Genomic DNA, 25420 nt, shown 5'->3' on the forward strand with positions numbered 1-25420 from the left:
CTCTGTTGTTCAATGGGCGACATGCGCTTGAGGCGGAATGGGTCAGATGCTTCAATGATTGTTGACAATCCTACGAGGGAGACTCCCATGAGCTCGTCGCAAGCAGCACAGGATCCGGGGTCGCAGCGCGACCCGTCGGCGCACGACGCCGATCACCAGCCCGCCGCGCCCGATGCGGGCACCGTCCACCGCGCCGTCGCCGCTTCCGCGATCGGCAACGCGACGGAGTGGTTCGACTACGGCGTCTACGCGGTCTCGGTCGGCTACATCACCCACAACTTCTTCCCCGGCGAGTACGGCACCGTCCTGGCGCTGGCCACCTTCGCCTTCTCGTTCCTGGTCCGTCCGCTCGGCGGCCTGTTCTGGGGCCCGCTCGGCGACCGCCTGGGCCGCAAGGCGATCCTGGCGCTGACGATCATCCTGATGGCCGGCGCCACGTTCTGCATCGGTCTGCTGCCCTCGTTCGAGACCATCGGCGTCCTGGCTCCGATCCTGCTGATCGTCCTGCGCGCCGTGCAGGGCTTCTCCACCGGCGGCGAGTACGGCGGCGCAGCGACCTTCATGGCGGAGTACGCCCCGGACCGCAAGCGCGGCTTCCTGGGCAGCTTCCTGGAGTTCGGCACCATGGGCGGCTTCGCCCTGGGGTCCCTGATCGTGCTGCTCGGCGAGACCTTCCTGGGCCATGACGGCATGATGGAGTGGGGATGGCGCATCCCGTTCCTGATCGCCGGCCCCATGGGCCTGATCGGCATGTACCTGCGCTCCAAGCTGGGGGAGACCCCCGTGTTCGAGGAGGCCGAGGAGCTCGACGCCACCCAGGACAGCGCCCTCGGCGGGCTCAAGGACCTGCTCACCGGCTACTGGCGCCCGATCCTCACCATGGCCGGGCTGGTCATCGCCGTGAACGTCGTGAACTACACGCTGCTCAGCTACATGCCCACCTACCTCGAGGGCACCGGCGGCATGGAGTACCAGACGGTGCTGACGATCTCGTTCGTCACGCAGTTCGGCATGATGCTGCTGATCCCCTTCGCGGGGTCGCTGTCCGACCGGCTGGGGCGCAAGCCCGTGTGGCGGATCTCCCTGGTCGGGCTGATCGTGATGTCCGTGCCCATGTACATGCTGATGTCGCAGGGCGTGTGGGGCACGCTGATCGGCATCAGCGTCCTGGGCCTGCTCTACGTCCTCCAGCTGGCCACGATCTCGGCGACCTTCCCGGCCATGTTCCCCACCAAGGTGCGCTTCGCCGGGTTCGCGATCACCTACAACGTCTCCACCTCGCTGTTCGGCGGCACCGCCCCGTCGGTCAACGAGGCGCTGATCGAGGCGACCGGCAGCCCGCTGGTGCCGGCGTTCTACATGGTCGCGGCCTGCATCGTCGGACTGATCGCGGTGCACTTCATGAAGGAGACCGTGGGCGCGTCTCTGCGCGGCAACGACATCCCGGAGACGGGGCCGCAGGAGATCGTGCGGATCCGCGCCGGGAAGGCCTGAGCTGCCCTCTCATGTCCCCGCGCCGCGGGGCCCGATCGGCCCGCTCGGGGCGGCAGCACCAGGCGACGGAGGCGGGGCCCGGACCGATCGGTCCGGGCCCCGCCTCCGTCGTGCTCCTGAGCGCTCAGCGGCTGGGCGCTGCGCAGGGATTCTCGGGAAACCCGCTCAGCCGCGTCGTCGTGCGGCTCAGCCGCCCAGCTCCGCGCGGGCGATGTCCAGTGCGCGGGCCAGTCGCTGCAGGCCCTCTTCCGTGCGCTCGGGGGTCGAGGAGGCGAAGCACAGCCGAAAGGCGTCCTGGAACCGGCCCGACGGGGACAGCGCAGGTCCCGGGATGAAGGCGACGCCCTCGGCCAGTGCGATCTCGAAGAGGCGGCTCGTGGAGATGCGCGCGTCCTCGCCCTGCAGGGTGACCCACAGGAAGAAGCCGCCCTGCGGGTCGGTGGTGACCACTCGATCGCCCAGGTGGCGGGCGATCGAGGCGTCCATGGCCTCCTTGCGCCGACGGTACTCGGTGCGCAGCCCCTCGAGGTGCTCCTGGTAGCCGCCCTGGCGGATGAAGCGTTCCACCACGTGCTGGTTCGGCACGTTGGTGCACGTGTCCATGGCCTGCTTGGCCGCGATCACGAGATCGCGCAGGCGGGGGTCGGCGTCGATCCACCCCACGCGCAGCCCCGGTGCCAGGACCTTGGAGAAGGTGCGCACGGAGAGCACCAGGGGGTCCTCCGGGCTGAGCTCGGCGAAGCTCGGCACTTCCTGGCCGGCGAAGCGCAGCTCGCCGTAGGGGTCGTCGTCCAGGATGACGCTGCCCCACTCGTGCGCCAGCTCGAGAAGGCGCTTGCGGCGCTCGAGGCTCAGCGTGGTCCCGGAGGGGTTCTGGAAGTTCGGGATCGTGTAGATCAGCCGCGGGGTGCGTCCTAGCTCGCCGACCTGGGCCTCGAGGGCCTCGATGTCCATGCCGTCGTCGTCCATGGGGATCTCGAGGATCTCGGCACCGTAGCTCAGCGCGGTGCCGGAGCCGTTGGTGTAGGTGGGGCTCTCCACGACCACCAGGTCCCCGGGGTCCACGAAGAGCTTGAAGGCGATGTCCAGGCCCTGCATGCCGCCGGAGGTCACCACGATCCGCTCGGGCCGGGTGGGGCGCCCGGTCTGCGCGCTGAGCTCGATGATCGTCTCGAGCAGGCCCGGCTCGCCCTCGGTGGCGCCATAGGTGAACGAGCTGTCGTCCAGGACCTCGCCGGCCAGACGGCGGAACTCGTCGGTGGGGATGACCTCAGCCGCCGGCGCCCCCATGGCGAAGCGCACGATGTCGTGGGTCTGCGCGGCCAGCAGCGAGGTCGAGGAGTCGATCACCGAGCCCACGAGGCCGTCGGCGCGGGAGGCCAGCGGAAGGCGGCCCTCGTGCGGGTCGCCGGCGATGCCCTCGGTCGGGCGGGGGGCCAGTCCGGGCACGGTGCTCAGGTGCGGGGTCGTCATGATCTGCTCACTTCCTGATGAGGGAACGCGGGAACGAGGTGAAGGTCTCGGCCCCGGAGCGGGTGATCCGCACCGATTCGGAGACCTCGTAGCCGAAGCCGGTCATCCACATGCCGCAGATGACATGGAAGGTCATGTTCTCGGCCAGGACGGTCTCGTCCTCGGTCCGGATGCTGATGGTGCGCTCGCCCCAGTCCGGCGGGTAGCCGATGCCCACGGAGTAGCCCAGGCGGCTGTCCTTCTCCAGGCCGTGACGGGCCAGCGACCAGTTCCACGCATGGGCGAGCTCGCGTACGGGCACGCCCTCGGCGGCGGTGTCGAGCACGACTTGCAGGCCCTCGGCCACGGCGTCCTCCAGGCGCAGGAGGTCGTCGCTCGGCTCGCCGAGCATCACGGTGCGGGCCAGGGGCACGTGGTACCTGCGGTGGGCGCCGGCGAGCTCGACGACGACGGCGTCGCCCTCGGTGAGCACGCGGTCCGACCAGGTGAGGTGCGGGGTGTCCGCGGAGGTTCCGGTGGGCAGCATGGGGACGATCGCGGGGAAGTCGCCCCAGGCCTCGCCGTCGCCCTCGGCCTGCGCACGGGCGATCTGGGCGGCCACCATGTTCTGCGGGACTCCCACGCCGATCGTGTCGATCGCGGCCTGCATGGCGGCCGTGGTGACGCGTGCCGCGGTGCGCATGTACTGGATCTCGGCCTCCGACTTCACGGCGCGGACCCAGTTCACGAGCTCGAAGCAGTCCACGAGCTTCCACTCCGGCAAGGCGTTGAGCAGGCTGCGGAACCCCTTGGGGGAGAAGAAGTGGGCGTCCATCTCCAGGCCGACGGCGCCGCGGGTGGCGCGGGCGATGAGGCCCCGGCGGCGCAGGCTGAAGGCGATCCAGTCGAACGGGTGCAGGTGCGGGCGGTGCACATAGCGCTCCGGGTAGCCCACGATCTGCTCCGGCGGCAGCCAGGCGGTGCGGAAGGCGCCGTTGGCGTCCATCTCCCGAAGATGCAGCAGCATCTCGCCCTCGTCGGCCACGAAGAGCAGCTGCGGGGTGTAGAACGACCAGGCGTCGTAGCCCGTCAGATAGAAGATGTTCGCCGGATCCGTGACGATCAGGGCGCTGAGGCCCTGGTACTCCATCTGCTCGCGCACTGCCTTCAGTCGGCGGTCGTACTCGGCGCGCCTGAAGAGCGGCGGGCGGACGTCGTCATCGGGCGTCCGCTCCGGCTCCGGGGCGGCGTAGTCGCGGTTTCCCATGGGGAACTGAGTGCTGCTCACGATCCCGACCCTAGAACACCGCGTCGGATTGTCAACAATCCGCACATCCCCCTTCCCGCGAGTGGATGCTCAGTTGCGCTATCGGGGCTCTCAGCGCAACTGGGCATCCACTCGGCGGGAGGGGGAGCGGGGTGGTGGCGCGGCTCACGGGCGTGACGGATCCCGAGGATAGGCTCGGGGCACATCGGCGACGGAGGGGCGGTCATGCACATCGGCATCGACATCGGCACGGGCAGCACCAAGGGTGTCCTGGTGGATGGCGACGGCACCATCCTGCGGAAGGAGTCGGTGACCCACACGATGTCCTCGCCCTCCACTGGATGGGCCGAGTTCGACGCCCAGCAGCAGTGGTGGCCCGAGATCCAGCAGATCTCGCAGCGGCTGCTCGAGGGGCAGGATGCCGAGCAGGTCCACGGCGTCTGCGTCAGCGGCATGGGACCGTGCCTGGTGCTCATGGAGGAGGACTTCACGCCCGTGCGCGCCGCGATCCTCTACGGCGTGGACACCCGGGCCTTCCAGGAGATCGAGGACCTCACCGAGCAGCTCGGCGACGAGCGGATCGTCGCACGGTGCGGCAACTCCCTGTCCAGCCAGTCGATCGGCCCCAAGATGCGCTGGGTCCGCGATCACGAGCCGGACAGCTTCACGCGGGCCGTGCGCTGGGGGAGCGCGCATTCGTACATCCTCGGCATGCTCACTGGCGAGTACGTGCTCGATCACCACACCGCCAGCCAGTCGGATCCGCTCTACGACCTCACCGCCGAGACCTGGGCCGAGGACTGGTACGACGAGATCGCGGAGCACCTGGAGCGCCCACGCCTGGCTTGGGCGAACGAGGCGGTCGGGTCGATCTCCGCGGAGGCCTCCCGGGCCACCGGCCTGCCCGAGGGCACCCCGGTCTGTGCCGGGACCGTCGACGCCTGGACCGAGGCCTGGAGCGCCGGCGTGCGCGCCCCCGGCGACACCATGCTCCAGTACGGCTCCACGTTCTTCGTCGTGCAGAACCTGCGCAGCCAGGCCCATGAGGCGCAGCTGTGGTCCACGGCTGGCATCACGGAGGGCTCGCGCTGCCTGGCCGCGGGCACCGCGACCTCGGGCAGTTTGACCTCGTGGTGGCGCGGGCAGTGGGGCGATCCGGACTTCGGGCAGCTCGTCGAGGAGGCCGGCTCGGTTCCGCCGGGGGCGCGCGGGCTCGTGGTGCTGCCGTACTTCGCGGGCGAGCGCACCCCGATCTTCGATCCCGACGCCCGCGGCACCGTCATCGGCCTGACGCTCTCCCACGGTCCGGCAGAGATCTTCCGGGCGACCTACGAGGGCATCGCCTGCGGCCTGCGCCAGATCCTGGACCTGCTCGAGGAGGGGGTCGAGCGCCCGGAGCGGCTCGTAGCCGTGGGCGGCGGTACGCAGTCGCGGCTGTGGGTGCAGATCGTCAGCGATGTCACCGGGCGCTCGCAGCAGATCCCGGATCAGACGATCGGCGCCTCCTACGGGGCGGCCATGCTGGCGGCGGAGACCACGTCGGGGATCGACACCCGGGACTGGGCGTGCATCGGGGAGACGGTGGAGCCCGATCCGCAGCACCGCGAGCTCTACGACGAGATCTTCGGGCTCTACACGCAGCTCTACCGGGACAACCGGGAGACCATGCATCGCCTGGCCGAGCTGCAGCGCCGCAGCGACACCCCCGTCCAGGCCTGACCCGCCCCCGACGAGTGGATGTCCCGTTGCGCTGAGAGCCCCGATAGCGCAACTGGGCATCCACTCGGCGGGGGGGGGTCAGGAAGGCGGCGGAAGCAGGGTCTCGGCTAGGGCGCGGGCGGTCGGCTGATCCGTCACCAGATCGTGGAAGCAGCCCATCCGCGCGGCGGCGATGATGCTCGGCACCTTCTCGGTGCCGGCGGCCACGGCCAGGCGCTGCGGGATCGCCAGGAGGTCGTCCAGGGGGATGCGCACCAGCCGCTCGGAGTCCGGGAACTCCAGCGGGCGGCCGTCGGGGTGGATGAAGTGCAGGCAGACGTCGCCGGCGGCGGTGAGGACCGCGGGGTCGTCCACCGGGATGCCGGAGGTGACCGAGCTGCGGGTCCGCGGCGGAGCGCCGATGCCCAGGATCGCGGCGGAGGCGCCGGCCCACAGCTGCTGGATGCTGCGGAAGCTGGGGTCCGTGCGCAGCGCCTCGTAGAGGGCGGGGGACGGCTTGGCCTCGGCGAACAGGAACCGGGGGCTGCCGCCGGTCTTGTGCGCCAGGGTGCGCACGAGCTCGTTGGTCTGGAACCACGGCTCGGGGTCGGCCTGCCCTCCCACGCCGGGCACCAGCACGAGCCCGGGCAGCTGGGGCAGCTTCTCGAGGCTCAGCTCGTAGACCGTGCGCCCCGAGGCCACGACCAGGACGTCGCCGGGCCTCAGCCGGTAGTCGAGCAGGGCCTGGGACGTCTGCTGGACCAGGGCCGCGCCCAGCGAGGTCTCGCGCCCGCCGCCGGAGGAGATCCGCACGCTGCGCACGCCCAGAGCCTGCGTCAGCTCGGCGCTCAGCGCCTGCAGGCCCGCTCCGCCGGGCGGCGGCGTCACGGTGATGGTCACCATGCCGGATCTGCGCGCCTCCTCGAGCAGGCGGCTGACGGTGGGGCGGGAGACACCCAGATGCTGGGCCACGTCCGCCTGGGTGCGGCCATGGGTGTAGTAGGCCTCCGCTGCCTCGAAGGCCAGCTGCAGGCGAGGATCGGCAGCGGTCATCGGGACCCCGGCTTCTGGGCGGTGGTGAACATCTGTTCACACTACCCCGCGGCCGCTCCGATGCCGCGCGAACGCCCGCGATCCGTGTCATCCGGCGCTTCATGACGACATGTCCCGTCCGTCGGACAGATGTCCGCACATCTGTTCTTGACATCTGTTCAGCGCGATCTAGTGTTGTCCTGTAATTCGGATCACAGAGCTGTGAGGGGACACCATGTCGGAAGACACCACGACCACCCAGGGCGCCGAGACCATGCAGGCGGTCGTCGTGCACGGTCCCGAGGACTACCGCATGGAGACCCGGCCCAAGCCGACTCCGCAGGAGGATGAGCTGCTCGTGCGCATGGAGGCCGTCGGCGTGTGCGCCAGCGACCTGAAGTGCTACCACGGCGCCGCCAAGTTCTGGGGCGACGCCAACCGCCCGGCCTGGGCGCAGACCGGCGTGACCCCGGGCCACGAGCTGGTCGGCGAGGTCGTCGGCGGCGGCACGGAGGGCCTGGGCAAGCACGGCGTGGAGGTCGGGGACCGCATCGTCCTCGAGCAGATCGTCCCGTGCGGCAAGTGCCGCTACTGCCAGCGCGGCGAGTACTGGATGTGCGGCCCGCACGACATGTTCGGCTTCCGCAACTTCGACGGCGGCATGGCCGAGTTCATGCTCGTCCCGCCGCAGGCCCGCGTGCACCGGATCTCCAAGGATGTCGCCCCGCAGCACGCCGCGTTCGCCGAGCCGCTGGCCTGCTCGCTGCACGCCGTGGAGCGCGCGGGCATCACGTTCGAGGACGTTGTCGTGATCGCCGGCTGCGGCCCCATCGGCCTGGGCGCGATCGCAGGCGCGGTGGCCAAGTCCCCGCTGACCGTGATCGCCCTGGACATGGACGACCAGAAGCTCGATCTGGCCAAGGCCTGCGGCGCGGACCTCACGATCAACATCGGCCGCGAGGACGCGGTCGCCAAGGTCAAGGAGCTCACCGAGGGCTACGGCGCCGATGTCTACATCGAGTGCACCGGGCACCCGTCGGCCGTGAGCCAGGGGCTGAACCTGCTGCGCAAGCTCGGAACGTTCGTGGAGTACTCGGTCTTCGGCTCGGACGTCACGGTCGACTGGTCGATCATCTCCGATGACAAGGAGCTCGACGTCCGCGGCGCCCACCTGGGCCCCCACACCTGGCCGGCCGCGATCAAGATGATCGAGTCGGGCAAGCTCCCGCTGGATCGCATCTGCACGGATCAGTTCCCGCTCGAGAAGTACCAGGACGCCCTGGATCTGGTGGGGGACTCCGGTGGAGCCTCCGTCAAGGTCTCGATCGTCCACGGCTGATACGCCGAGCACCTCACCACCTCTGCCTGTCGGCGGCCGCGACTGCCCGCGGCCGCCGACCCGGATGAAAGCAAGCACATGACTCAGACCGCGACAGCGACCGACTCCCCGGTGACGGAGACCCGCCTCGACCGCATGGGCATCCCGAACTCCATCAAGTGGGGCTTCCTGGCCGTCCTGATCTTCATGACCGGCAACGGCGTGGAGTCCAACTTCATCTCCCCGCACCTGGCCCGGGCCGTGGGCGACGAGAACCTCGCCGCCACGGTCATCTCGATCTACGGCATCTCCGTGCTGGTCGGCTCCTACCTCTCCGGTGCCCTCTCCGATCTCTTCGGCCCCAAGCGGGTCATGCTGCTGGGCTTCCTGGTGTGGATCGTGTTCGAGGCGGCCTTCCTGCTCTCGATCCAGCTCGACAGCACGGTGCTGATCGCACTGTCGTACTTCTTCCGCGGCTTCGGCTTCCCGCTGTTCGCGTTCTCGTTCCTGGTGTGGATCAACCACGTCACTCCGCGAGCGCGCAACGCCACGGCCGTGGGTTGGTTCTACGTGATGTTCACCGGAGGCATGCCGACCCTGGGCTCCCTGGTGGCCATCCTCGCCATCTCGGGCTTCGGCGGCGGCAACGGCGGCGAGACCGGTGCCATGATCGTCTCCTCGCTGCTCGTGCTCGCCGGCTTCCTGATCGCCTGGTTCGGCGTCCGCGAGCCCCGCGGCCTGCAGCGCCTGGCTCCGGCCGGGGAGTCCGCCGGAACCGTGATCCTGGGCGGTCTGCGCGTCATGGTGCTCGAGCCGCGCATCTTCGCCGGCTTCTGCGTCCGCCTGATCAACACCGCCCCGCAGTTCGGCATGTTCGTGATCCTGCCGGCCGTGATGGTCGACGATCTCGGCTGGAGCCAGAACCAGTGGCTGCTGATGACCACGATCGTGTTCGCCGGCAACATCTCCTTCAACGCACTGTTCGGCTACATCGGCGATCAGTGGGGCTGGATCCGCACCGTGCGCTGGTTCGGCATCGTCGGATCGGCCCTGGGCCTGCTGGCCTGGTGGTACGTCCCGCACATGGTCGAGCCCGGCTCCACGTACGGCTACTGGCTGACCGTGATCGCTGGCACCGTGTTCGGCATCCTGCTCGCGGGCTTCGTGCCCATGGGCGCGGTCATGCCGAACCTCACGCCCCAGCACAAGGGCGCGGCGATGGCCATGTACACGACGGCCGCCGGTGGCGCGGCCTTCCTGGGCTCGCTCGTGGTCGCGGTCGTGCGTCCGTGGGGCGGCGACGCCGGCGTGGTGTGGGCCTTCGTGGTCCTCTACGGCGTGGCCTTCGCACTGACCCGCGTGCTCAAGGTGCCGCAGGTCCGCGGCGAGGCCCACTGAGCCGAAGCGCCCGCCGGGGCCTGTCTCGGCGGGCGCTGCCCGCGCACCTCGCGGGATCCAGTCACGAGGACGGCCGCGCCCCTCGCATATTCCGAAGACCACATACATTCAGTCGACCGATCCGCCGCGGATCGAGAAGGACCGATCATGACCACGATCTTCAACGACCCGGCCGAGTTCTGCGACGATCAGCTCGACGGCTTCGTGGACCTGTACTCCGACCGCCTGCGCAAGGTGGCCGGCGGCGTCGTGCGGCTGCCGCAGGGCGAGCCCGAGGTGGCAGTGATCGTCGGCGGCGGCTCCGGGCACTACCCGGCCTTCGCGGGGCTCGTCGGCCCCGGCTTCGCGGCCGGTGCGGTGGTCGGCAACATCTTCACCTCGCCTTCGGCCGCTCAGGTCTACTCGGTGGCCAAGGCCGCCCACCGCGGCCGCGGCGTGATCCTGACCTTCGGCAACTACGCCGGGGACAACATGAACTTCGGGATCGCGGCCAAGCGGCTCAACGACGAGGGCATCGACACCCGCATCGTGGTGGTGACCGATGACATCGCCTCCGCCGAGGAGATCGACAAGCGCCGCGGCATCGCGGGTGACTTCACGGTCTTCCGCGCCATGGGGGCGGCTGCCGCCGAGGGTCTCGATCTCGATGAGGTCGAGCGCATCGGCAGCAGTGCGAATGCGCGCACCCGCAGCCTGGGCGTGGCCTTCTCCGGGTGCACCATGCCCGGAGCGGATGAGCCGCTGTTCTCCGTGCCTGAGGGCCACCTGGGCCTGGGCCTGGGCATCCACGGCGAGCCCGGCATCCGCGACGTCGAGCTGCCCACCGCCGACGGTCTGGCGGAGATGCTCGTGACCCCGCTGCTCGAGGACGTCCCGCAGGACAGGGGCTCGCGCGTGGGCGTGATCGTCAACGGGCTGGGCACCACCAAGTACGAGGAGCTGTTCCTGCTGTGGAGCCGCATCGCCCCCCGGCTGCGTGAAGCCGGGCTGGAGATCGTCGATCCCGAGGTCGGTGAGCTCGTCACGAGCCTGGACATGGGCGGCGCGTCGCTGACCCTGTTCTGGCTGGACGAGGAGCTCGAGCGCCTGTGGACCTCGGATGCCTACACCCCGGCCTACCGCAAGCAGGCGGCGCCGCTGCAGGGCATGAGCTCCGCGGAGGAGGCCGCCGACGCCGAGGAGAGGGAGCAGGCCCCGGAGTCCTCGGAGGCAGGGCGTCGGGCCGCCGGCGTCGTCCAGGACGCCACTGTGCGGATCGAGCAGCTGCTGCGGGACAACGAGCAGCGCCTGGGCGAGATCGACGCCGTGGCCGGAGACGGCGATCACGGCCGCGGCATGGTCAAGGGCATCTCCGCGGCGCGCAGGGCCGTGGACGCGGCAGCCGCCGAGGGGGGAGCCTCCTGGACGCTGCGCCGCGGCGGCCAGGCCTGGGCCGAGTACGCCGGCGGCACGTCTGGCGTGCTGTGGGGCGCGGCCCTGGAGTCCGCGGGCCGCGAGTTCGACGACGCCGCCGACGGGTACTCCGAGGACGACGTCCGCCGGGCCGTACGCTCGTTCGCCGAGTCCATCCAGCAGCTCGGCGGGGCCCATCGCGGGGACAAGACCCTGCTGGATGCGCTGCTGCCGTTCGTCGACGCCCTGTGCGAGGAGCACGCGGAGCTTCCCCTGCAGGAGGCCTGGACCAAGGCGGCCGTCACGGCGCAGGAGCAGGCGGAGGCCACAGCCGAGCTGCGGCCCAAGGTGGGCCGCGCCCGCCCGCTGGCGGAGAAGTCGGTGGGGACCCCGGACGCCGGGGCCACCTCCATGGGCCTGATCCTGGTCTCGCTGGGGGAGACCCTGGGCCAGACGGATGCGCCCGCCGCGAACTGACAGGGATTCCGGCTCGGACCGGTTGTGCCGCGCGCACGATCCGTCCGAGCCTGGAGCTGAAACCAGACGAAGCGCCGGGGCGGGTGCCCCGGCAGAAGGAGGAGGACATGGCTGATCAGGGACTGCGCATCGTCGTCGGCGGGGATGACGCCGGCTACAGCTACAAGACCGCGCTGAAGAAGGATCTGGAGGCGGATCCGCGTGTGGCCGAGGTCATCGACGTCGGCGTCGGCGACGACGAGCACACCGCCTACCCGCACGTGGCCGTCGACGCCGCGCGCAAGGTGGCCGCCGGCGAGGCCGACCGCGCGCTGCTGATCTGCGGCACCGGACTGGGCGTGGCGATCTCCGCCAACAAGGTTCCGGGCATCCGCGCCGTGACCGCGCACGACTCGTTCTCGGTGGAGCGCTCGGTGCTGTCCAACAACGCGCAGGTGCTGTGCATGGGCGAGCGCGTGATCGGACTGGAGCTGGCTCGTCGCCTGGCCAGGGAGTGGCTGGGCTACACGTTCGATGAGTCCAGCGCCTCGGCCGAGAAGGTCGCCGCCCTGAGCGAGTACGAGAAGGAAGCGACCGGTCTGCAGGAGGACGCATGAGCCGCCTGAGCGCCGACTTCAGCGGCGAGGTCGTGGCGGTCACCGGCGCCGCCAACGGGCTCGGATTGGCCTCCGCGCAGTGGTTCGCCGCCGCCGGGGCGACCGTGGTGGGCATCGACCGCGATGAGCGCCTGATCGATGTCATGACGGGGCTCGGCGAGGGCCATCACGCGGTCGTCGCAGATCTGCTCGAGGACGGCGCGGCCGACCGGGTGATCGCCGACGTCGTGGATGCGGCCGGCGGCCTCGACGTCCTGGTGAACTCGGCCGGCGTTGCCCTGCTGGATCCGGCCCTGGAGCTCTCGGACGAGAAGTGGGACACCACGATCGCCCTGAACCTCTCGGCCGTGTTCCGCCTCAGCCGCGCCGCCGGGCGCGTCATGTGCGAGAAGGGCCATGGGCGCGTGGTGAGCATCGCCTCCCAGGGTGCGCTCGTGGGCCTGGAGCGCCACGCCGCCTACGCCGCCTCGAAGGCGGGGCTGCTGGGGCTGACCAAGGTGCTGGCCGCCGAGTGGGCTGCCAGTGGCGTCACCGTGAACACGGTCTCGCCCACGGTCGTGGCCACGGAGCTGGGCAAGAAGGCCTGGGCCGGGCCGGTCGGCGACGAGATGCGCGCCGCCATCCCCGCCGGGCGCTTCGCGGAGCCGGAGGAGATCGCCGCGGCGATCGGATACCTGGCCAGCGACGACGCGGCCATGGTCACCGGCGAGAACCTGGTCATCGACGGCGGGTACACCTCCGTCTGACTCACCCCCAACCCCACCCCGCCGAGTGGATTCCCCGTTGCGCTGTTGAGGCTCTCAACGCAACTGGGGATCCACTCGGCGGAGTCGTGCGGGCTCAGGTGAGGGTCGTGAGAGCCACCAGGCTGACGAGCGCGTTGTTGGTCGCATGCACGATCAGCGGCGCCCACAGGTTCCCGAACCACAGCCGAGCGAGCACCAGCGGTATCCCGAGGAAGAAGATGTAGAGCATCACCGCCGGCACCGCATGGGCCGCTGCGAACACGACCACCACGAGCGCCGCGGCCAGCCCGACGGGCATGTGCGAGGCCATCCAGTCCAGCAAGACCCGGCGGAACACGATCTCCTCGAGCAGGGGCAACACCACTGCGGCCAGGAGCAGCATCGGCACTCCCAGCAGGGGGCCTGCCTCCAGCGTCTGCAGACTCGTCGTGCTCTGGGCCGGGGAGGCGCCCAGGGCGGAGCCTGCGATGGCCGTGGCGATCAGCGCGGCGATGATGCCGACCGGGGTGAACCAGAGCAGGTGCAGCAGGCTGTGGCCTCCGCGGTGGAAGCCCAGATCGCGCACGCTCCATCCCATCCGCCCCAGAAGGCCCAGGCGCAGCAGCCCGAACCCGGCCAGCGCGCCTCCCATCATCACGCCGACGGCGGTGGCCGTCCCCGAGCGCAGCAGGAAGCCGAGGGCGATGCCGCCGATGACCGCTCCCGCCAGGCTCCCGACGAACGCCGCAATGGCCCAGAGCAGATGCGCCATCTGCGGCGTCGGGTGCAAGCGGGCGCCCGGGTGAGGTTCGGCAGGAGTGTGCGGGGCCGCTGAGGCGTCCGGTGCTGTGGTGGTGTGCATGGCTCCACGCTAGGAATGTCGACGTCCCCGGGTCGCCCTCCCCGCGCACGATCCGCCTCACCCTGGAGGACGATTCCCCTCTCATCCTCCCGCCAAGACAGTCCTCCTCCCGCCGAGTGGATACCCAGTTGCGCTATCGGCCCTCTCAGCGCAATTCAGCATCCACTCGGCGGGTGGGGGGAGGGGCGGCCTTCGCAGGCGGCGACGAGCTGCGGAAGGACCCGGGTGAGGACCTCGTCGTCGGTGCGGGCGAAGCCCACCACGATGCCGCCGCCGCCCCTGCCACCTGCACCGCCCCTGATGTCGCCGGCGACTTCACCGTCGCTGCCGCCATGGATGCCGCAGTCGCTGCGGTCCGCGCAGTCGACGTCGCTGGCCTCGCTCGGCAGAGGCGAAGCAGCGCTCCAGTAGGCGGAGCGGCGTCCCACCAGCAGCCCGGCATCGCGGCAGCGGCCCACGACGGCGGCCTCCTCGTCGTCGGTCGTGATCACGACGTCCACACCGCCGTGCATGGGCGCCAGTCGGGCTCGGCGCGTCTCGGCGAAGGCCGCCCGGATCCGGTCGCGGCGCCGGGCGTAGACCGAGCGCATCCGCCGCGTGTGCCGGCGCAGGTAGCCGGAGTCGAGAAGGTGCGCGATCGCGGCCTGCGTCAGCGCGGAGACCGGCACGCCGAGCTGGCGGCGCCGCTCCAGCACCGGATCGAGCCACGGGTCGGGCAGCACGAGGTAGCCGGTGGCCAAGGCGGGGCTGAGCAGAGCGGAGAACGTGCCGAGCAGGGCCACGGATGCGCCGGTGGGATCGAGCGCGGACAGCGTGGGCAGCGGGGCGCCCACGTAGCGCAGCTCGGAGTCGAAGTCGTCCTCGACGATCAGCACGTCATGGCGCTGCGCCCACTCGAGCAGCTCCAGCCGTCGCTGCAGGCTCAGGGATCCGCCCAGGGGGTACTGATGGCTGGGGGTCACGATCAGGACGTCGGGGGCGTCGTCTCCTGCGGGCAGGAGATCCACCCGCAGCCCGTCGTCGTCGACCGGGCAGGCGACGCGCTCGTGCCCCAGCGCCTCCACAGCCGCGCGCAGGGTCGGGTAGCCGGGCGTCTCGACCCCCACCCGCAGACGGGCGCGGCCGGAGCGGGCCGACAGCGTCCCCAGCAGCAGGCTCAGGCCCTCGCGGGCGCCGGCGGTGATCACGAGCCGGTCGGGGCTCGCAGGCAGGGCGCGCATCAGGCGCAGGTGCTCGGCCGAGGCGCGGCGCAGGACGCCCTGCCCCGCAGGATCGGGGCGGACGGGCAGCGACTGACCGGCTGCATGGCGCCAGGCCGCCCGCCATGCCGGGCCCTCCACGCGGCTGGTGTCCGGCTGACCGGGGCGCAGGTCCAGGAGGTGCTCCTCGCGGACCGGCAGTCCGTCCACCGCATCGTCCGCGACGGGCGCGGGGTGGGGAATCGGCCCCTCGCCGAACCCAGAAGTCCTGGGGGCGGGGCCGAACGACGACGGCGACCCCGGCGATGGCGAGGGAGCCGACCCGGGCAGGGAGGCCGGCGTCGACGGGTGGATCCGCTCGAGCCCGGGATGCACCGTGGTGGGCCGGCCCTGCTCGGCCCGCAGGTATCCCTCGCCGATCAGCTGGTCGTAGGCGGACACGACCGTGCCGCGCGAGACCCCGAGCCGGGATGCCAGCAGGCGCGTGGACGGCAGCGCGTCGCCGGGAGCGAGGGCTCGAGAGGCGACCTGCGAGCGGATGCCGTCGGCCAGCTGGACGGGCAGCGGGAGGGCCCCGGAGCGCTCCAGCACCACGGTCAGCTCGACGGAGGAACGTGCAGTCATGAGCAGAGTCTGCCGCACTGGTCCATTGGAAGCAGCCAGAAGTGGATCTTGTGGCGGACCAGTGCCTCGCGCGACGATGCTCGGCATGACTGAGAACACCACTGCCGCCACAGGATCGCCCCTCGTCAAGCGAGGCCTGGCCGAGATGCTCAAGGGCGGCGTCATCATGGACGTCGTCACCCCGGAGCAGGCCCGCATCGCCGAGGATGCCGGCGCCGTGGCCGTCATGGCGCTCGAGCGCGTGCCGGCCGACATCCGCGCCCAGGGCGGCGTGGCCCGCATGTCCGACCCGGATCTGATCGACGGCATCATCGAGACCGTCTCGATCCCGGTCATGGCCAAGGCCCGCATCGGCCACTTCGTGGAGGCCCAGGTCCTGCAGTCGCTCGGCGTGGACTACATCGACGAGTCCGAGGTCCTCAGCCCCGCCGACTACGCCCACCACATCGACAAGCACGGCTTCACCGTCCCGTTCGTGTGCGGTGCGACCAACCTGGGCGAGGCGCTGCGCCGCCTGGCCGAGGGCGCGGCCATGATCCGCTCCAAGGGCGAGGCAGGCACCGGCGACGTCTCCGAGGCCACCAAGCACATCCGCACCATCCGCAAGCAGATCGCGGACCTCCAGGCGACCTTCCGCTCCAACCCCGACGAGCTGTTCGTGGCCGCCAAGGAGCTGCAGGCCCCCTACGACATCGTCCGCGAGGTCGCCGAGACCGGGAAGCTGCCGGTCGTGCTGTTCACCGCCGGCGGCGTGGCCACCCCTGCCGATGCCGCGATGATGATGCAGCTCGGCGCCGACGGCGTGTTCGTGGGCTCCGGCATCTTCAAGTCCGGCAACCCGGCCGAGCGCGCGGCGGCGATCGTCAAGGCCACGGCCCAGTACGACGACCCCGCCGCGATCGCCGTGGCCTCCCGCGGCCTGGGCGAGGCCATGGTGGGGCTCAACGTCGGCGACCTGCCCGCTCCGCACCGCCTGGCCGAGCGCGGCTGGTGAGCCCGGAGGCTCCCGCGGCCTCGGCGCCGAGCCGCCGGGGAGGCCCCGGGGACGACGCGCGCGGCGACAGTGCCCGGGCAGGCACTGCCCGGGGCCGCAGCGGCGGCGACGACGCCCGCACCGCGCGCATCGGCGTCCTGGCCCTGCAGGGCGGGGTCGCCGAGCACGTGCGCATGCTCGAGGGCCTGGGCGCCCAGGCGGTGCCGATCCGCTCCTCGGCGGCCCTGGAACAGCCTCTCGACGGGATCGTGCTGCCCGGCGGGGAGTCCTCGACCATGGACCGTCTGCTGCGCCGCTTCGGCATGAGGGACCGCCTGGCGCAGCTGCTCCAGGACGGCCTCCCCGTCCTGGGCACCTGCGCCGGGCTGATCCTGCTGGCCGACGAGATCGTGGATCCGGCGCCGGGGCAGACCAGCCTGGCCTCGCTGGGGATCCGGGTGCGCCGCAATGCGTTCGGGCGCCAGGTCGACTCGACCGCCGAGACCCTGCAGACCTCGCTCGGCCCGGTGGCGGGGGCCTTCATCCGGGCACCGGAGGTGCTCGAGGTCGGCGAGGGCATCCAGGTCCTCGCCCGCCGCGGCACCGCTGCCGACGGCGACGGCCCGATCGTTGCGGTCGGCACGGACACGGCGCTGGGGCTGTCCTTCCACCCCGAGCTCACCGGCGATGACACGTTCCACCGCGAGCTGCTGCGCCGTATCGGGGACCTCAGGCGGACGGCAGGTCCGGGAACTCGGCGATGACGTCCGCGTTGCGCAGCTTGCCGTGGGAGGTGGACAGGCTGCGCTCGAGCTCGCGGGAATCGGAGCAGGCCTTCTTCCACCCGCTGCCCGCCACTTGCAGGACGTAGGGCAGGGTCGCGTTGGTCAGCGCCGCGGTGGAGGTGGCCGGCACGGCGCCGGGCATGTTGGCGACGCAGTAGAAGATCGCGGGTCCGACCTGGAAGGTGGGGTCGTCGTGGGTGGTGGCGTGCGTGTCCTCGAAGCAGCCGCCCTGGTCCACGGCGATGTCCACGAGCACGGCGCCCTTCTTCATCTTCAGGACCATCTCGTGGGTGACGACGTTCGGGGCCTTGCGGCCCGGGATCAGCACCGCGCCGACCACGAGATCGGCCTCGAGCACGCAGTTCTCGACCTCGTAGGGGGTCGAGACGACCGTGCGCACGCGGTTGCCGTAGAGGTCGTCCATGGCGCGCAGAGCCTCGATCGAGGTGTCCAGCACGGTGACGTCGGCGCCCATGCCGACCAGCTGGTGCACCGCATTGCGACCGGCTTGGCCCGCCCCGATGACGGTGGCCTGCGCCGGGCGCACACCGGGGACCCCGGCCAGCAGCAGGCCGCGGCCGCCGTGGGAGGCCAGCAGCGCGTTCGCGCCGACGGTGGCGGCCATGCGGCCGGCGACCTCTGACATGGGCGCGAGCAGCGGCAGCGCGCCGCGGTCGCTCTGCACGGACTCGTAGGCCAGCGACGTGGTGCCGGAGTCCAGCAGCGCCTGGGTCAGCTCGCGGCTGGCGGCCAGATGCAGGTACGTGAACAGCGTGAGGTCATCGCGCAGGAAGCCGTACTCGGAGGGGATCGGCTCCTTGACCTTCAGCACGAGCTCCGCCGCCCAGGTCTCCTCGACGGGCACGAGGACGGCGCCGGCGTCGGTGTACTCCTGGTCCGGGATGCTGGAGCCGATCCCGGCGCCCTCCTGGACGCGGACCTCGTGGCCGTGGCCCACCAGCTGATGGACGCCGGCCGGGGTGAGGGCCACACGGCCCTCCTGCGGCTTGGTCTCCGTGGGGACTCCGATGATCATGTGCGCTCCTTGAGGTCAGGACGCCGTCGACCTCGTCGTCGACGGCGCGTTCGGGGACGCCGGTCCGCGCCCCCGGGGCGCGCCGGGCCGGCTGGACTCAGCTCAGCTCGTCTGCGAGCCGATGCAGCGTGGCCTCGATCTTCTCCTTCTCGACGACCGGGAACCCCTTGGCCTGGCGGGTCTGCTCCGAGGTCTGGGACCAGTCGCAGTAGTTGACCACCTCGGTCGTGTCCTCGGGGGTCGAGCGCAGGATCCAGCCCCATGCCCAGCCCTGCGGCTCCTGGCCCTCGTCGGCCACGAGCCACTCCAGGCGATGCTCGAGGTCGTAGCGGGTGACGTGGTTCTCCGTGCGGTACTGCGTGGTGCCGTCCGTCCAGAGCATCTCCATCACGAAGACCTGCCCCACGTGCTCGAGCGGCTCCTGGCCGACGGCGGCGCGCACCATCTGCGAGCCGTCGATGCGCGCGTGGTTGGCGGGGTCGCGCAGGAAGCTCCACACCGTCTCGATGGGGGCATCGATCGCGGCCTGGAGGGCGATGCCGTCCTCGGCGTGCAGATCCTGGATCGTCGATTCGCTCATGGTCCCATTGTGGCGCTCGCCACCGACAGTCTTCAATGGAGCGGGAGCCGGTTGCCGCCGGGGACCGCGAGCGGCACGACCGCCGCGGGCGGATCCGACGACGGTCCCGCGCAGCTCACCAGTCGTCTCCGACCAGCCGGTCCTCGGCGATCGAGGCGCCGAGCATGAGGGTGCGCATGAACCGCTCGGTGGCCTCGATCAGCAGCTCCTCGCCGTCGCGCACCGCCTCCGCCAGGGACATCGGCACGGGCAGGATGGAGGCGACGGCGTCGATGCCGATCCCGTGCACGGCGTCGGATCCCTGGCCCAAGGTCCCTGCCAGGCCGATGACCGGCACGCCCTGCTCGGAGGCTCGACGGGCGACCTCGGCGGGGACCTTGCCGCGCGGGGTCTGGAAGTCGATCGCCCCCTCGGCCGTGATGACCAGGTCGGCGCCGCGGATCGAGCTGTCCAGGTCGATCCCGGCCAGCCCCGAGTCCAGCAGCGCCTCGAAGCGCGGCACCAGCTCGGCGCCGATGGCCGCCATGCCGGAGCCGAGGCCTCCCGAGGCCCCGGTGCCGGGGCCCAGGGCGAAGTCGCGGTCCCGGGTCCGCTCGAGGCCGTCGCGGCCCAGGATCTCCGCCCAGTTCTCGAACCCGCGCGACATCTGCTCGACCTGCTGCGCCGTGGCGCCCTTCTGCGGGCCGAAGACCCGGGCGACGCCATGGTCGCCGGTCAGCACGTTGTGCGGGTTCAGGGCCAGGACCACGCGCACGCGGCCGGCGCTCAGCGACGGGTGCAGACCGGAGAGGTCCAGGCTCCGGGCCTCCGTGAGCGCCGCGCCCCCGGTGCCGACCGGCTCCCCGTCGGCGTCCAGCACCCGGGCGCCGAGGGCCGTGAGCGCCCCCAGGCCGCCGTCGGAGGTCCCGGAGTCGCCGCAGCCGACGACGATCGTCTGCGACCCGTCCTCCAGGGCCGCGCGGATCAGCTCGCCGACCCCGTGGGTGGTGGTGAGCGTGGGATCCCGGCGATCGTGCGGGACCAGGCGCAGTCCCGCGGCCGAGGCCATCTCCACGACGGCGGTCCCGCGCGCGTCGCCGCCCAGGCGGGCCCAGTGCGCCTCGACCGGCTGACCCACGGGCCCTGTCACCCGCGCGGGGATCAGCTCGCCGCCGGTGGCTGAGGCCAGTGTGCGGGCCGTGCCTTCGCCGCCGTCGGCCACGGGCACGGTGCGCACGCGCACGCCGGGCACGGCGCGGCGGACTCCTGCGCTGATCGCGCGGGCGACCTGCTCGGCGTCCAGCGACTCCTTGAAGCCGGAGGGCGCCACCAGGACTCGGCGGACGAAGGCGGTGGAGGGTGCGGCGGTCATATCGGACTCCTCGGTGTTGAAGGGGCGGGTCAGCGGAACAGCGGCAGGCCCATGAGGGGCCAGACCAGGAAGGCGAAGACGAGCACCAGCACTGCCGAGATCGGGGCCAGCCAGGCGGAGAGCCGAAGAAGGTGCTCGGGGCGGAAGGTCTCGACGTCCTCCACGTCGGAGAACAGGGTCACGGGCTTGGCGGAGCTGGTCAGCGTGTGGCAGAACCCGGCCGCCGCCGTCGAGGCGAACGCCGCGGCGGAGGCATCCACCCCCAGGCCCGGGGCCAGGGCGACCACGATGGGGATCAGCACGGCCGAGCGCGCCGAGCGGGACTGGATGACCAGGTGCGCGGCGGTCGAGAGGACCACGACCAGGACCACGAACGCGATGGGGGCTCCGGGGCCGATCCGCTGGACGGGGCCGAGAGCTCCGGCGGCCAGCCAGTCGGCGGCTCCCGAGTCGACCAGCCCGGTGCCCAGCGTCAGCGTGGCGGCCATGAACACGAGCAGCGACCACGGCACGGACTTCAGCGCCTTGCCCAGGTCCACCGACCCCCATCGGGGGCTCGCGGCCAGCAGCGCGCCCAGCAGGCCGACGATCGCCGGGTGCAGCCCGTGCAGCGGCTCCGAGCACCACAGCACCACCACGACGGCCACGAGCATGGCCGAGCGGGTCTGCGCGGTGGTCAGAGGTCCGGAGATGGGCGAGGCCGAATGCGCCTGCATGTCCTTCAGGCTGATCGAGACGGGCTCGCGCCGGTCCTCCCGCCGGGTGAACAGCCGCAGGATCAGCTCGGTGCACACGTGCGAGGACACCACGGCCAGCGGAAGGCCCAGGATCAGCCACGTGGCCACTCCGAAGCTGCGATGCCCGGCCGCGTCCAGGATCTGGGCGGTGATCAGATGCGCGCCGGCGCCCAGGTAGGAGGCCACCGCCGAGAGCAGGATGACCGACGGGAACAGCAGGGACAGCGCCAGCACCACCCGCCGGTGCGGCGCCAGCACCGCCGCCATGGCCGCGAAGACGGGCAGGGCCAGGGCCGCCCGTCCGGAGGTCGACGGGATCGCGAAGGCCGTGACGACCAGCACCGCCGTGGTGAGGTGGAACAGCGGGCGCAGCCCGGAAGCGCCGGTCACCACGAATGCCGCCACGCGGGTGGCCAGTCCCGAGGCGGTCACCCCGGCGGCGATCACGAAAGCGGTCAGCAGCAGCCACACCGTGTCCTCGCCGAGCGAGGAGAAGAGGTCCTCGTCCCCGACCACGCCGGTGGAGACCAGGATCAGCGCAGCGCCCAGCGCCACGTAGGTGTCCTCGAGCGGGGAGAAGATCCACAGCCACACGGCCACGCAGAACACGCACAGGGTCAGGGCGCCGTGGGCCGGCAGCTCATCGCCCAGGACCGAGGCCCGGATCACCACCGTGCACGCGACGAGCATCACGACCGCCAGGATCAGCGCGGCCGGGCGCGGCCTGGGGCGCGAGCGCGCCGGCGCGGGGCGGCCGCTCTGCGGAGGGGTCGAGGCCCAGCGCACGGAGCCCGTCTGCGCGCTCATCGCTCCACCCGCATGGCCTCGGCCACGCGGTCCTGCGCGGCGGAGTCCGTCTCGTCGAGCTCCTGCCGATCGGGCTGGACGAGGGGAAGATCGAGTCCGACCGAGGTGCGCCCGTCGGGCTCGGAGGCCACCCACAGGCTGCCGCCGTGGGCATCGGCCACCGCGCGTGCGACGGCCAGCCCCAGGCCCATGCCGCCCACGTCGGCGGATTCCTCGGTGCTGCTCGAGCCGCCGGAGGCCTCGGACAGCGCGGCCGAGCGGTACTGCTCGATCATGGCCCGGGCCTGCTCGGCGCTCAGCGGCCGACCCGCGTTGGTCACCGACAGGCGCAGGACCCGCCCCTGTGCCGCCGCCGAGACCTCGACGTTCTCGTCGTCCTGCGACTGCGACTGCGGCTGCGGCTCGGCGAGGGCAGCGCTGAGCTGGATGCGCTCGCCGTCCTCCGTGTGATCGACGGCGTTGCGCGCCAGCTGGCTCATGGCAGCCGACACGGCAGCGGCATCCATCGGTGCGGCGAGATCGGGCGCGTCGTCGAGCTCCCAGCTGCGTCGGGGGAAGCGCTGGGCCAGGTCATGGCGCAGGCGCACCACCAGCGGGGCCGCGGCCGTGGGCCGCATGCGCAGGGCTCCGGGCCGCTGCGCATCGGCGAGCAGGCTCAGATCCGCCAGGCTGCGCTGCATCTCCTGCATGCGGCGCCGGAGGCGGCTCAGCTCGGCGCTCGACAGCCCGTCGGAGCCCTGCGAGCCGGTCTCCAGGTCCCGACGACAGGCCTCCAGGGGGCGGGCGAGATGGCGCTCGACCTCGGCGGCCACGTGCGACTGGCGATCGAAGGAGTCCTCGAGCCGATCGAGCATGCCGTTGACCGCCTGGGCCGTGCTGGAGATGTCGTCGCGGCCCTCGACGGGCACGCGCGGGGAGAGGTCGTGGCCCGAGACCCGCTGGGCCACAGCTGCGATCCGGCGCACCGGCAGAAGGATCTGTCCGGCGGCGAACCACGCGATCAGGGCCGTGAGCGCCAGCCCGCCGGCGGCCACGCCCACGAGCAGCAGGACCTGCTGATCCACGTCGTCGTGGGCCGGGTCCGTGAACTGCAGGACCAGGAAGGCCGATCCGTCCTCGGTGTCCACCCGCCCCCACCGCACGCTGCCGTGCTCGGTGTCCCGAACTCCCGAGGCCGACGGGTCCGCGAGGAGGCTGTCGAGCTCGGCGGTATCCGCGGCCAGCAGCTCGCCGGCGTCGTCGGCGGCATTGTCCAGGTAGGAGACGTCGCCGTCGGCCACCGCGATGAAGGCCTCGTGCGTGGCCGGGGTCTGCCGGGAGAGGTAGCGCTCCATGAGCTCGGCCTCCGAGGCGAAGGGCTGCGCGGTGCGAGGATCCACGCCCTCGTCGACGAACGTGCGGAACTCCTCGACCTCCTGCACGATCCCGGCATCGGCGGCCTGATCCACCTGCCCCTGCAGCAGCGAGCGCATGGTCACCACGACGGCCAGCAGGGCGATGGCGGTGGTCAGCACGATCCAGCCCACGATGCGCCAGCGCGCCGAGACCCGGGATCCGCGCTCCTGAGCGTCCGCGCTCATCGCGTCACCGTCCCGGCCTCGGGGACGTCGTCCTGCTCGCCGTCCGAATCGGTGTCCAGATCGACCTCGTCCGGCCCGTCGTCGTCCTCCGGCTCGAGGTCTGGATCGTCCTCGTCGTCATGCTCTTCTTCATCGACGGGGGCGGCCGGCCCGGACGTCGGCGCCTGCTGCTGCTCCCGGTCGTCGGCGGGTGCCGGGTCCTCTGTCGCCTCCGGCTCGGTCGTCGGGGCGGGTGCGGAGGCTTCGGGATCGGGCGACGACGGCGCCGTGACCCGGGTGCTCACAGGATCGGAGGGCAGAGTGGGCGGCATCGTGGTCCGCGCCAGCTGCTGCGTCCCCAGCGCGGTCAGCACGGGAACGGCCATGATCAGGACCAGGAGCAGCACACGTCTCAACATGACAGTGAAGTGAACTCCGAACAGATGAAATGCAGATGAGCATCCGGGCCGCGGACGCTCAGCACTCGACCCCAGGAAGACGAGACCGATGACCGATCTGCAGTGCCCCGCTGTGCTCCTGCTCGGAGAGGATCCGCGCGCCGTGCTGGAGGGAAGGGTCCTGGGGCCCGTCGGGCCGGGGGCGGAGATCGTCTGCCTTCCGCAGGGCGAAGACCCGCTGCGCCGGGCTGCCGCCGAGGACGCCCTGGTGGACGAGCTGGTCGACGCCCGCCGCGGGGAGTCGGTGGTGCTCGAGGCCGCACCGGCGCGGCTGCGCGAGCTGCTGCGCCGCCACGGCTGCACGCCGGAGCTGCCCGCGCGCATCGAGGCCGACTCCGGCGGCTGGCGGCGCACCGAGCCCGCCGGGCAGCCCGCCCCGGAGCGGCAGGATCCGGAGCCGGCCGCCGTGGAGCAGCCGAGCGCCGACCAGCCGAGCGCCGAGCGGCATGTGGCCCTGCCGCTGGCGGAGATGACCGGACTGCAGATGCACGCGATCACGCTGCTGCGCGAGCGCGTCTTCGTGGTGGAGCAGAAGACCACCGAGGTCACGGAGATCGACGAGCTCGATGCCCTGCAGACCACCGTCCACCACTGGCTGGAGATCGACGGCCGCCCCGCCGCAGTCCTGCGCGTCCTGGCCCACGAGGAGGCCATCGCGATCGGCCGGGTGGCCACCGCTCACGAGCACCGCGGGAAGGGCCTGGCCGGGCGGCTGATGCGCCTGGTGCTCCAGGACCTGGCGCCGCTGAATCGCCCCGTCGTGCTGCTGGGCCAGTCGCACCTGGAGCAGTGGTACGAGCGGCTCGGATTCGTCCGCAGCGGAAATGAGGTCCTGGAGGTGGGCATCCCGCACGTGCCCATGACCCTGAGCCGATGACCGAGCTGCTCGCGGCCCGTCCCGTGCCCCCGGCAGATGCCTGGGTGCTCGTGCTGTGCGGGCTCCTCGCCGCAGGGCTGTGCCTTCCGCGACGGACCTGGCGGTGGTTCGGGCTGGTCGTCACGGTCGTGCATGAGCTCGGCCACGCGCTGGCGGGGCTGGTCGTGGGCCGGAGGGTCATGACGATCCGCATCGAGGCCGATCACTCGGGCGTCACGCACTCCTTCGGCACCGGGCCCAGCGCGGCATGGTCGACCTTCTGGGGCTATCCCTTCCCCGCCGTCGTCGGGGCCGTGTGGGCCGCCGCGGTGGGGCTGGGGCACTGGCCTGTGGCCGCCGTCGTGAGCGCGCTGGTGCTGCTGGGCTCCCTGGTGGTGATGCGCGGTGCGCTGTCCTGGGTGGTCACGACCGGATCGGCGGCGCTGCTGCTGGCGCTGGTGTGGGCGGACCTCGCGATCGGGCGCTGGCTGATGCTCGCGGTCGGCACCGCGCTGTGGGTCGGCGCGCTGCGGGTGTGGTGGCTGCTGGCCCGGCGCCACGTCCAGGGCGCCCTGAGCCGACGGGTGCAGCACGAGCACCCGCTGGGGCTGCCCTCGGATGCCGTGGCACTGGCCCGGGCCACCGGCGTCCCGGCCATGCTGTGGCTGCTGGCCTTCCTGGCGGTGATCCTGCTCAGCGCAGCGGGGATCGCGCTGGCCTGGGCCCCGCAGCTGCTGAGCTGAG

At 71.7% G+C, this 25420-nt stretch carries 22 protein-coding genes; 11 read left to right on the forward strand and 11 right to left on the reverse strand.

Features of this window, described 5'->3' with window-relative positions; genetic code table 11:
• Window positions 1-87 precede the first annotated feature (87 nt).
• Entirely contained in the window at window positions 88-1494 is a 1407-nt protein-coding gene (locus FFS25_RS10415; RefSeq protein WP_137802867.1) for an MFS transporter, read from the forward strand.
• A 186-nt stretch (window positions 1495-1680) separates the two neighbouring features.
• Here the strand turns inward: FFS25_RS10415 and FFS25_RS10420 are convergent, their stop codons facing one another.
• Together FFS25_RS10420 and FFS25_RS10425 are read right to left on the reverse strand one after the other, a co-directional pair.
• Window positions 1681-2967, reverse strand: coding sequence for an aminotransferase-like domain-containing protein (locus FFS25_RS10420; RefSeq protein ID WP_249933864.1), 1287 nt, complete (start codon window positions 2965-2967; stop codon window positions 1681-1683).
• Between the two features lie 7 nt (window positions 2968-2974).
• Window positions 2975-4213 (reverse strand): M24 family metallopeptidase, encoded by a 1239-nt coding sequence (locus FFS25_RS10425; protein ID WP_100244773.1) that lies wholly within the window; start codon window positions 4211-4213, stop codon window positions 2975-2977.
• A 225-nt stretch (window positions 4214-4438) separates the two neighbouring features.
• Here FFS25_RS10425 and FFS25_RS10430 point away from each other — a divergent pair, with 225 nt between their 5' ends.
• Complete coding sequence (locus FFS25_RS10430; protein ID WP_053446719.1) at window positions 4439-5932, forward strand: FGGY-family carbohydrate kinase; 1494 nt, start codon at window positions 4439-4441, stop codon at window positions 5930-5932.
• Window positions 5933-6010: 78 nt separating this feature from the next.
• Here FFS25_RS10430 and FFS25_RS10435 read toward each other — a convergent pair whose 3' ends face one another.
• Complete coding sequence (locus FFS25_RS10435) at window positions 6011-6964, reverse strand: sugar-binding transcriptional regulator (protein WP_053446720.1); 954 nt, start codon at window positions 6962-6964, stop codon at window positions 6011-6013.
• A 214-nt stretch (window positions 6965-7178) separates the two neighbouring features.
• Between FFS25_RS10435 and FFS25_RS10440 the strand changes: the two genes are divergently transcribed.
• The 5 genes from FFS25_RS10440 (at window position 7179) to FFS25_RS10460 (ending at window position 12870) form a co-directional block, all read left to right on the forward strand.
• Window positions 7179-8282 (forward strand): zinc-binding dehydrogenase, encoded by a 1104-nt coding sequence (locus tag FFS25_RS10440; protein ID WP_058871542.1) that lies wholly within the window; start codon window positions 7179-7181, stop codon window positions 8280-8282.
• Between the two features lie 78 nt (window positions 8283-8360).
• Window positions 8361-9659: an RbtT/DalT/CsbX family MFS transporter gene (locus FFS25_RS10445; RefSeq protein ID WP_053446722.1), complete on the forward strand. Its 1299-nt coding sequence runs from the start codon at window positions 8361-8363 to the stop codon at window positions 9657-9659.
• A gap of 147 nt (window positions 9660-9806) precedes the next feature.
• Window positions 9807-11528 carry a dihydroxyacetone kinase family protein gene (locus FFS25_RS10450; protein WP_137802868.1) on the forward strand — a complete coding sequence of 574 codons (1722 nt, stop codon included), beginning with the start codon at window positions 9807-9809 and terminating at the stop codon, window positions 11526-11528.
• A gap of 107 nt (window positions 11529-11635) precedes the next feature.
• Window positions 11636-12124 (forward strand): ribose-5-phosphate isomerase, encoded by a 489-nt coding sequence (locus FFS25_RS10455; protein ID WP_006215621.1) that lies wholly within the window; start codon window positions 11636-11638, stop codon window positions 12122-12124.
• Window positions 12121-12870: a GolD/DthD family dehydrogenase gene (locus tag FFS25_RS10460; RefSeq protein ID WP_058871538.1), complete on the forward strand. Its 750-nt coding sequence runs from the start codon at window positions 12121-12123 to the stop codon at window positions 12868-12870. Before FFS25_RS10455 ends, FFS25_RS10460 begins: the two co-directional genes overlap by 4 nt.
• 94 nt (window positions 12871-12964) lie before the next feature.
• On the opposite strand, the gene FFS25_RS10465 is transcribed toward FFS25_RS10460, so the two are convergent.
• Together FFS25_RS10465 and pdxR are read right to left on the reverse strand one after the other, a co-directional pair.
• Window positions 12965-13711 (reverse strand): CPBP family intramembrane glutamic endopeptidase, encoded by a 747-nt coding sequence (locus FFS25_RS10465; RefSeq protein WP_137802869.1) that lies wholly within the window; start codon window positions 13709-13711, stop codon window positions 12965-12967.
• Window positions 13712-13866: 155 nt separating this feature from the next.
• The gene (pdxR, locus tag FFS25_RS10470; RefSeq protein WP_171004172.1) at window positions 13867-15534 is read right to left on the reverse strand and encodes a MocR-like pyridoxine biosynthesis transcription factor PdxR; all 1668 of its coding nucleotides are present in this window, start codon (window positions 15532-15534) and stop codon (window positions 13867-13869) included.
• A gap of 85 nt (window positions 15535-15619) precedes the next feature.
• Here pdxR and pdxS point away from each other — a divergent pair, with 85 nt between their 5' ends.
• Both pdxS and pdxT read left to right on the forward strand, forming a co-directional pair.
• The gene (pdxS, locus tag FFS25_RS10475) at window positions 15620-16528 is read left to right on the forward strand and encodes a pyridoxal 5'-phosphate synthase lyase subunit PdxS (protein ID WP_024289347.1); all 909 of its coding nucleotides are present in this window, start codon (window positions 15620-15622) and stop codon (window positions 16526-16528) included.
• Window positions 16525-17271 carry a pyridoxal 5'-phosphate synthase glutaminase subunit PdxT gene (pdxT, locus tag FFS25_RS10480; RefSeq protein WP_137802871.1) on the forward strand — a complete coding sequence of 249 codons (747 nt, stop codon included), beginning with the start codon at window positions 16525-16527 and terminating at the stop codon, window positions 17269-17271. The genes pdxS and pdxT overlap by 4 nt, the downstream gene beginning before the upstream one ends.
• Here the strand turns inward: pdxT and ald are convergent.
• The 6 genes from ald to FFS25_RS10510 form a co-directional block, all read right to left on the reverse strand.
• Window positions 17237-18328 (reverse strand): alanine dehydrogenase, encoded by a 1092-nt coding sequence (gene ald, locus FFS25_RS10485; protein WP_137802872.1) that lies wholly within the window; start codon window positions 18326-18328, stop codon window positions 17237-17239. The two genes, pdxT and ald, sit on opposite strands and share 35 nt — an antisense overlap.
• Before the next feature lie 97 nt (window positions 18329-18425).
• On the reverse strand, window positions 18426-18908 hold the full coding sequence (locus tag FFS25_RS10490; protein WP_024289344.1) for an SRPBCC family protein: 483 nt from the start codon (window positions 18906-18908) through the stop codon (window positions 18426-18428).
• Between the two features lie 115 nt (window positions 18909-19023).
• Entirely contained in the window at window positions 19024-20259 is a 1236-nt protein-coding gene (locus tag FFS25_RS10495) for a glycerate kinase (RefSeq protein ID WP_137802873.1), read from the reverse strand.
• A 29-nt stretch (window positions 20260-20288) separates the two neighbouring features.
• Window positions 20289-21803 carry an SLC13 family permease gene (locus FFS25_RS10500; protein ID WP_053446729.1) on the reverse strand — a complete coding sequence of 505 codons (1515 nt, stop codon included), beginning with the start codon at window positions 21801-21803 and terminating at the stop codon, window positions 20289-20291.
• Entirely contained in the window at window positions 21800-23383 is a 1584-nt protein-coding gene (locus tag FFS25_RS10505) for an ATP-binding protein (RefSeq protein WP_137802874.1), read from the reverse strand. The genes FFS25_RS10500 and FFS25_RS10505 overlap by 4 nt, the downstream gene beginning before the upstream one ends.
• Entirely contained in the window at window positions 23380-23781 is a 402-nt protein-coding gene (locus FFS25_RS10510) for a hypothetical protein (RefSeq protein WP_137802875.1), read from the reverse strand. Before FFS25_RS10510 ends, FFS25_RS10505 begins: the two co-directional genes overlap by 4 nt.
• Window positions 23782-23869: 88 nt before the next feature.
• Between FFS25_RS10510 and FFS25_RS13825 the strand changes: the two genes are divergently transcribed.
• The gene (locus FFS25_RS13825; protein WP_249933865.1) at window positions 23870-24697 is read left to right on the forward strand and encodes a GNAT family N-acetyltransferase; all 828 of its coding nucleotides are present in this window, start codon (window positions 23870-23872) and stop codon (window positions 24695-24697) included.
• Window positions 24694-25419, forward strand: coding sequence for a M50 family metallopeptidase (locus tag FFS25_RS10520; protein WP_058871530.1), 726 nt, complete (start codon window positions 24694-24696; stop codon window positions 25417-25419). The genes FFS25_RS13825 and FFS25_RS10520 overlap by 4 nt, the downstream gene beginning before the upstream one ends.
• Window position 25420 lies beyond the last annotated feature (1 nt).

The sequence above is a fragment of the Kocuria sp. 2SI genome (assembly GCF_005502825.1).
GTDB lineage: Bacteria > Actinomycetota > Actinomycetes > Actinomycetales > Micrococcaceae > Kocuria > Kocuria palustris.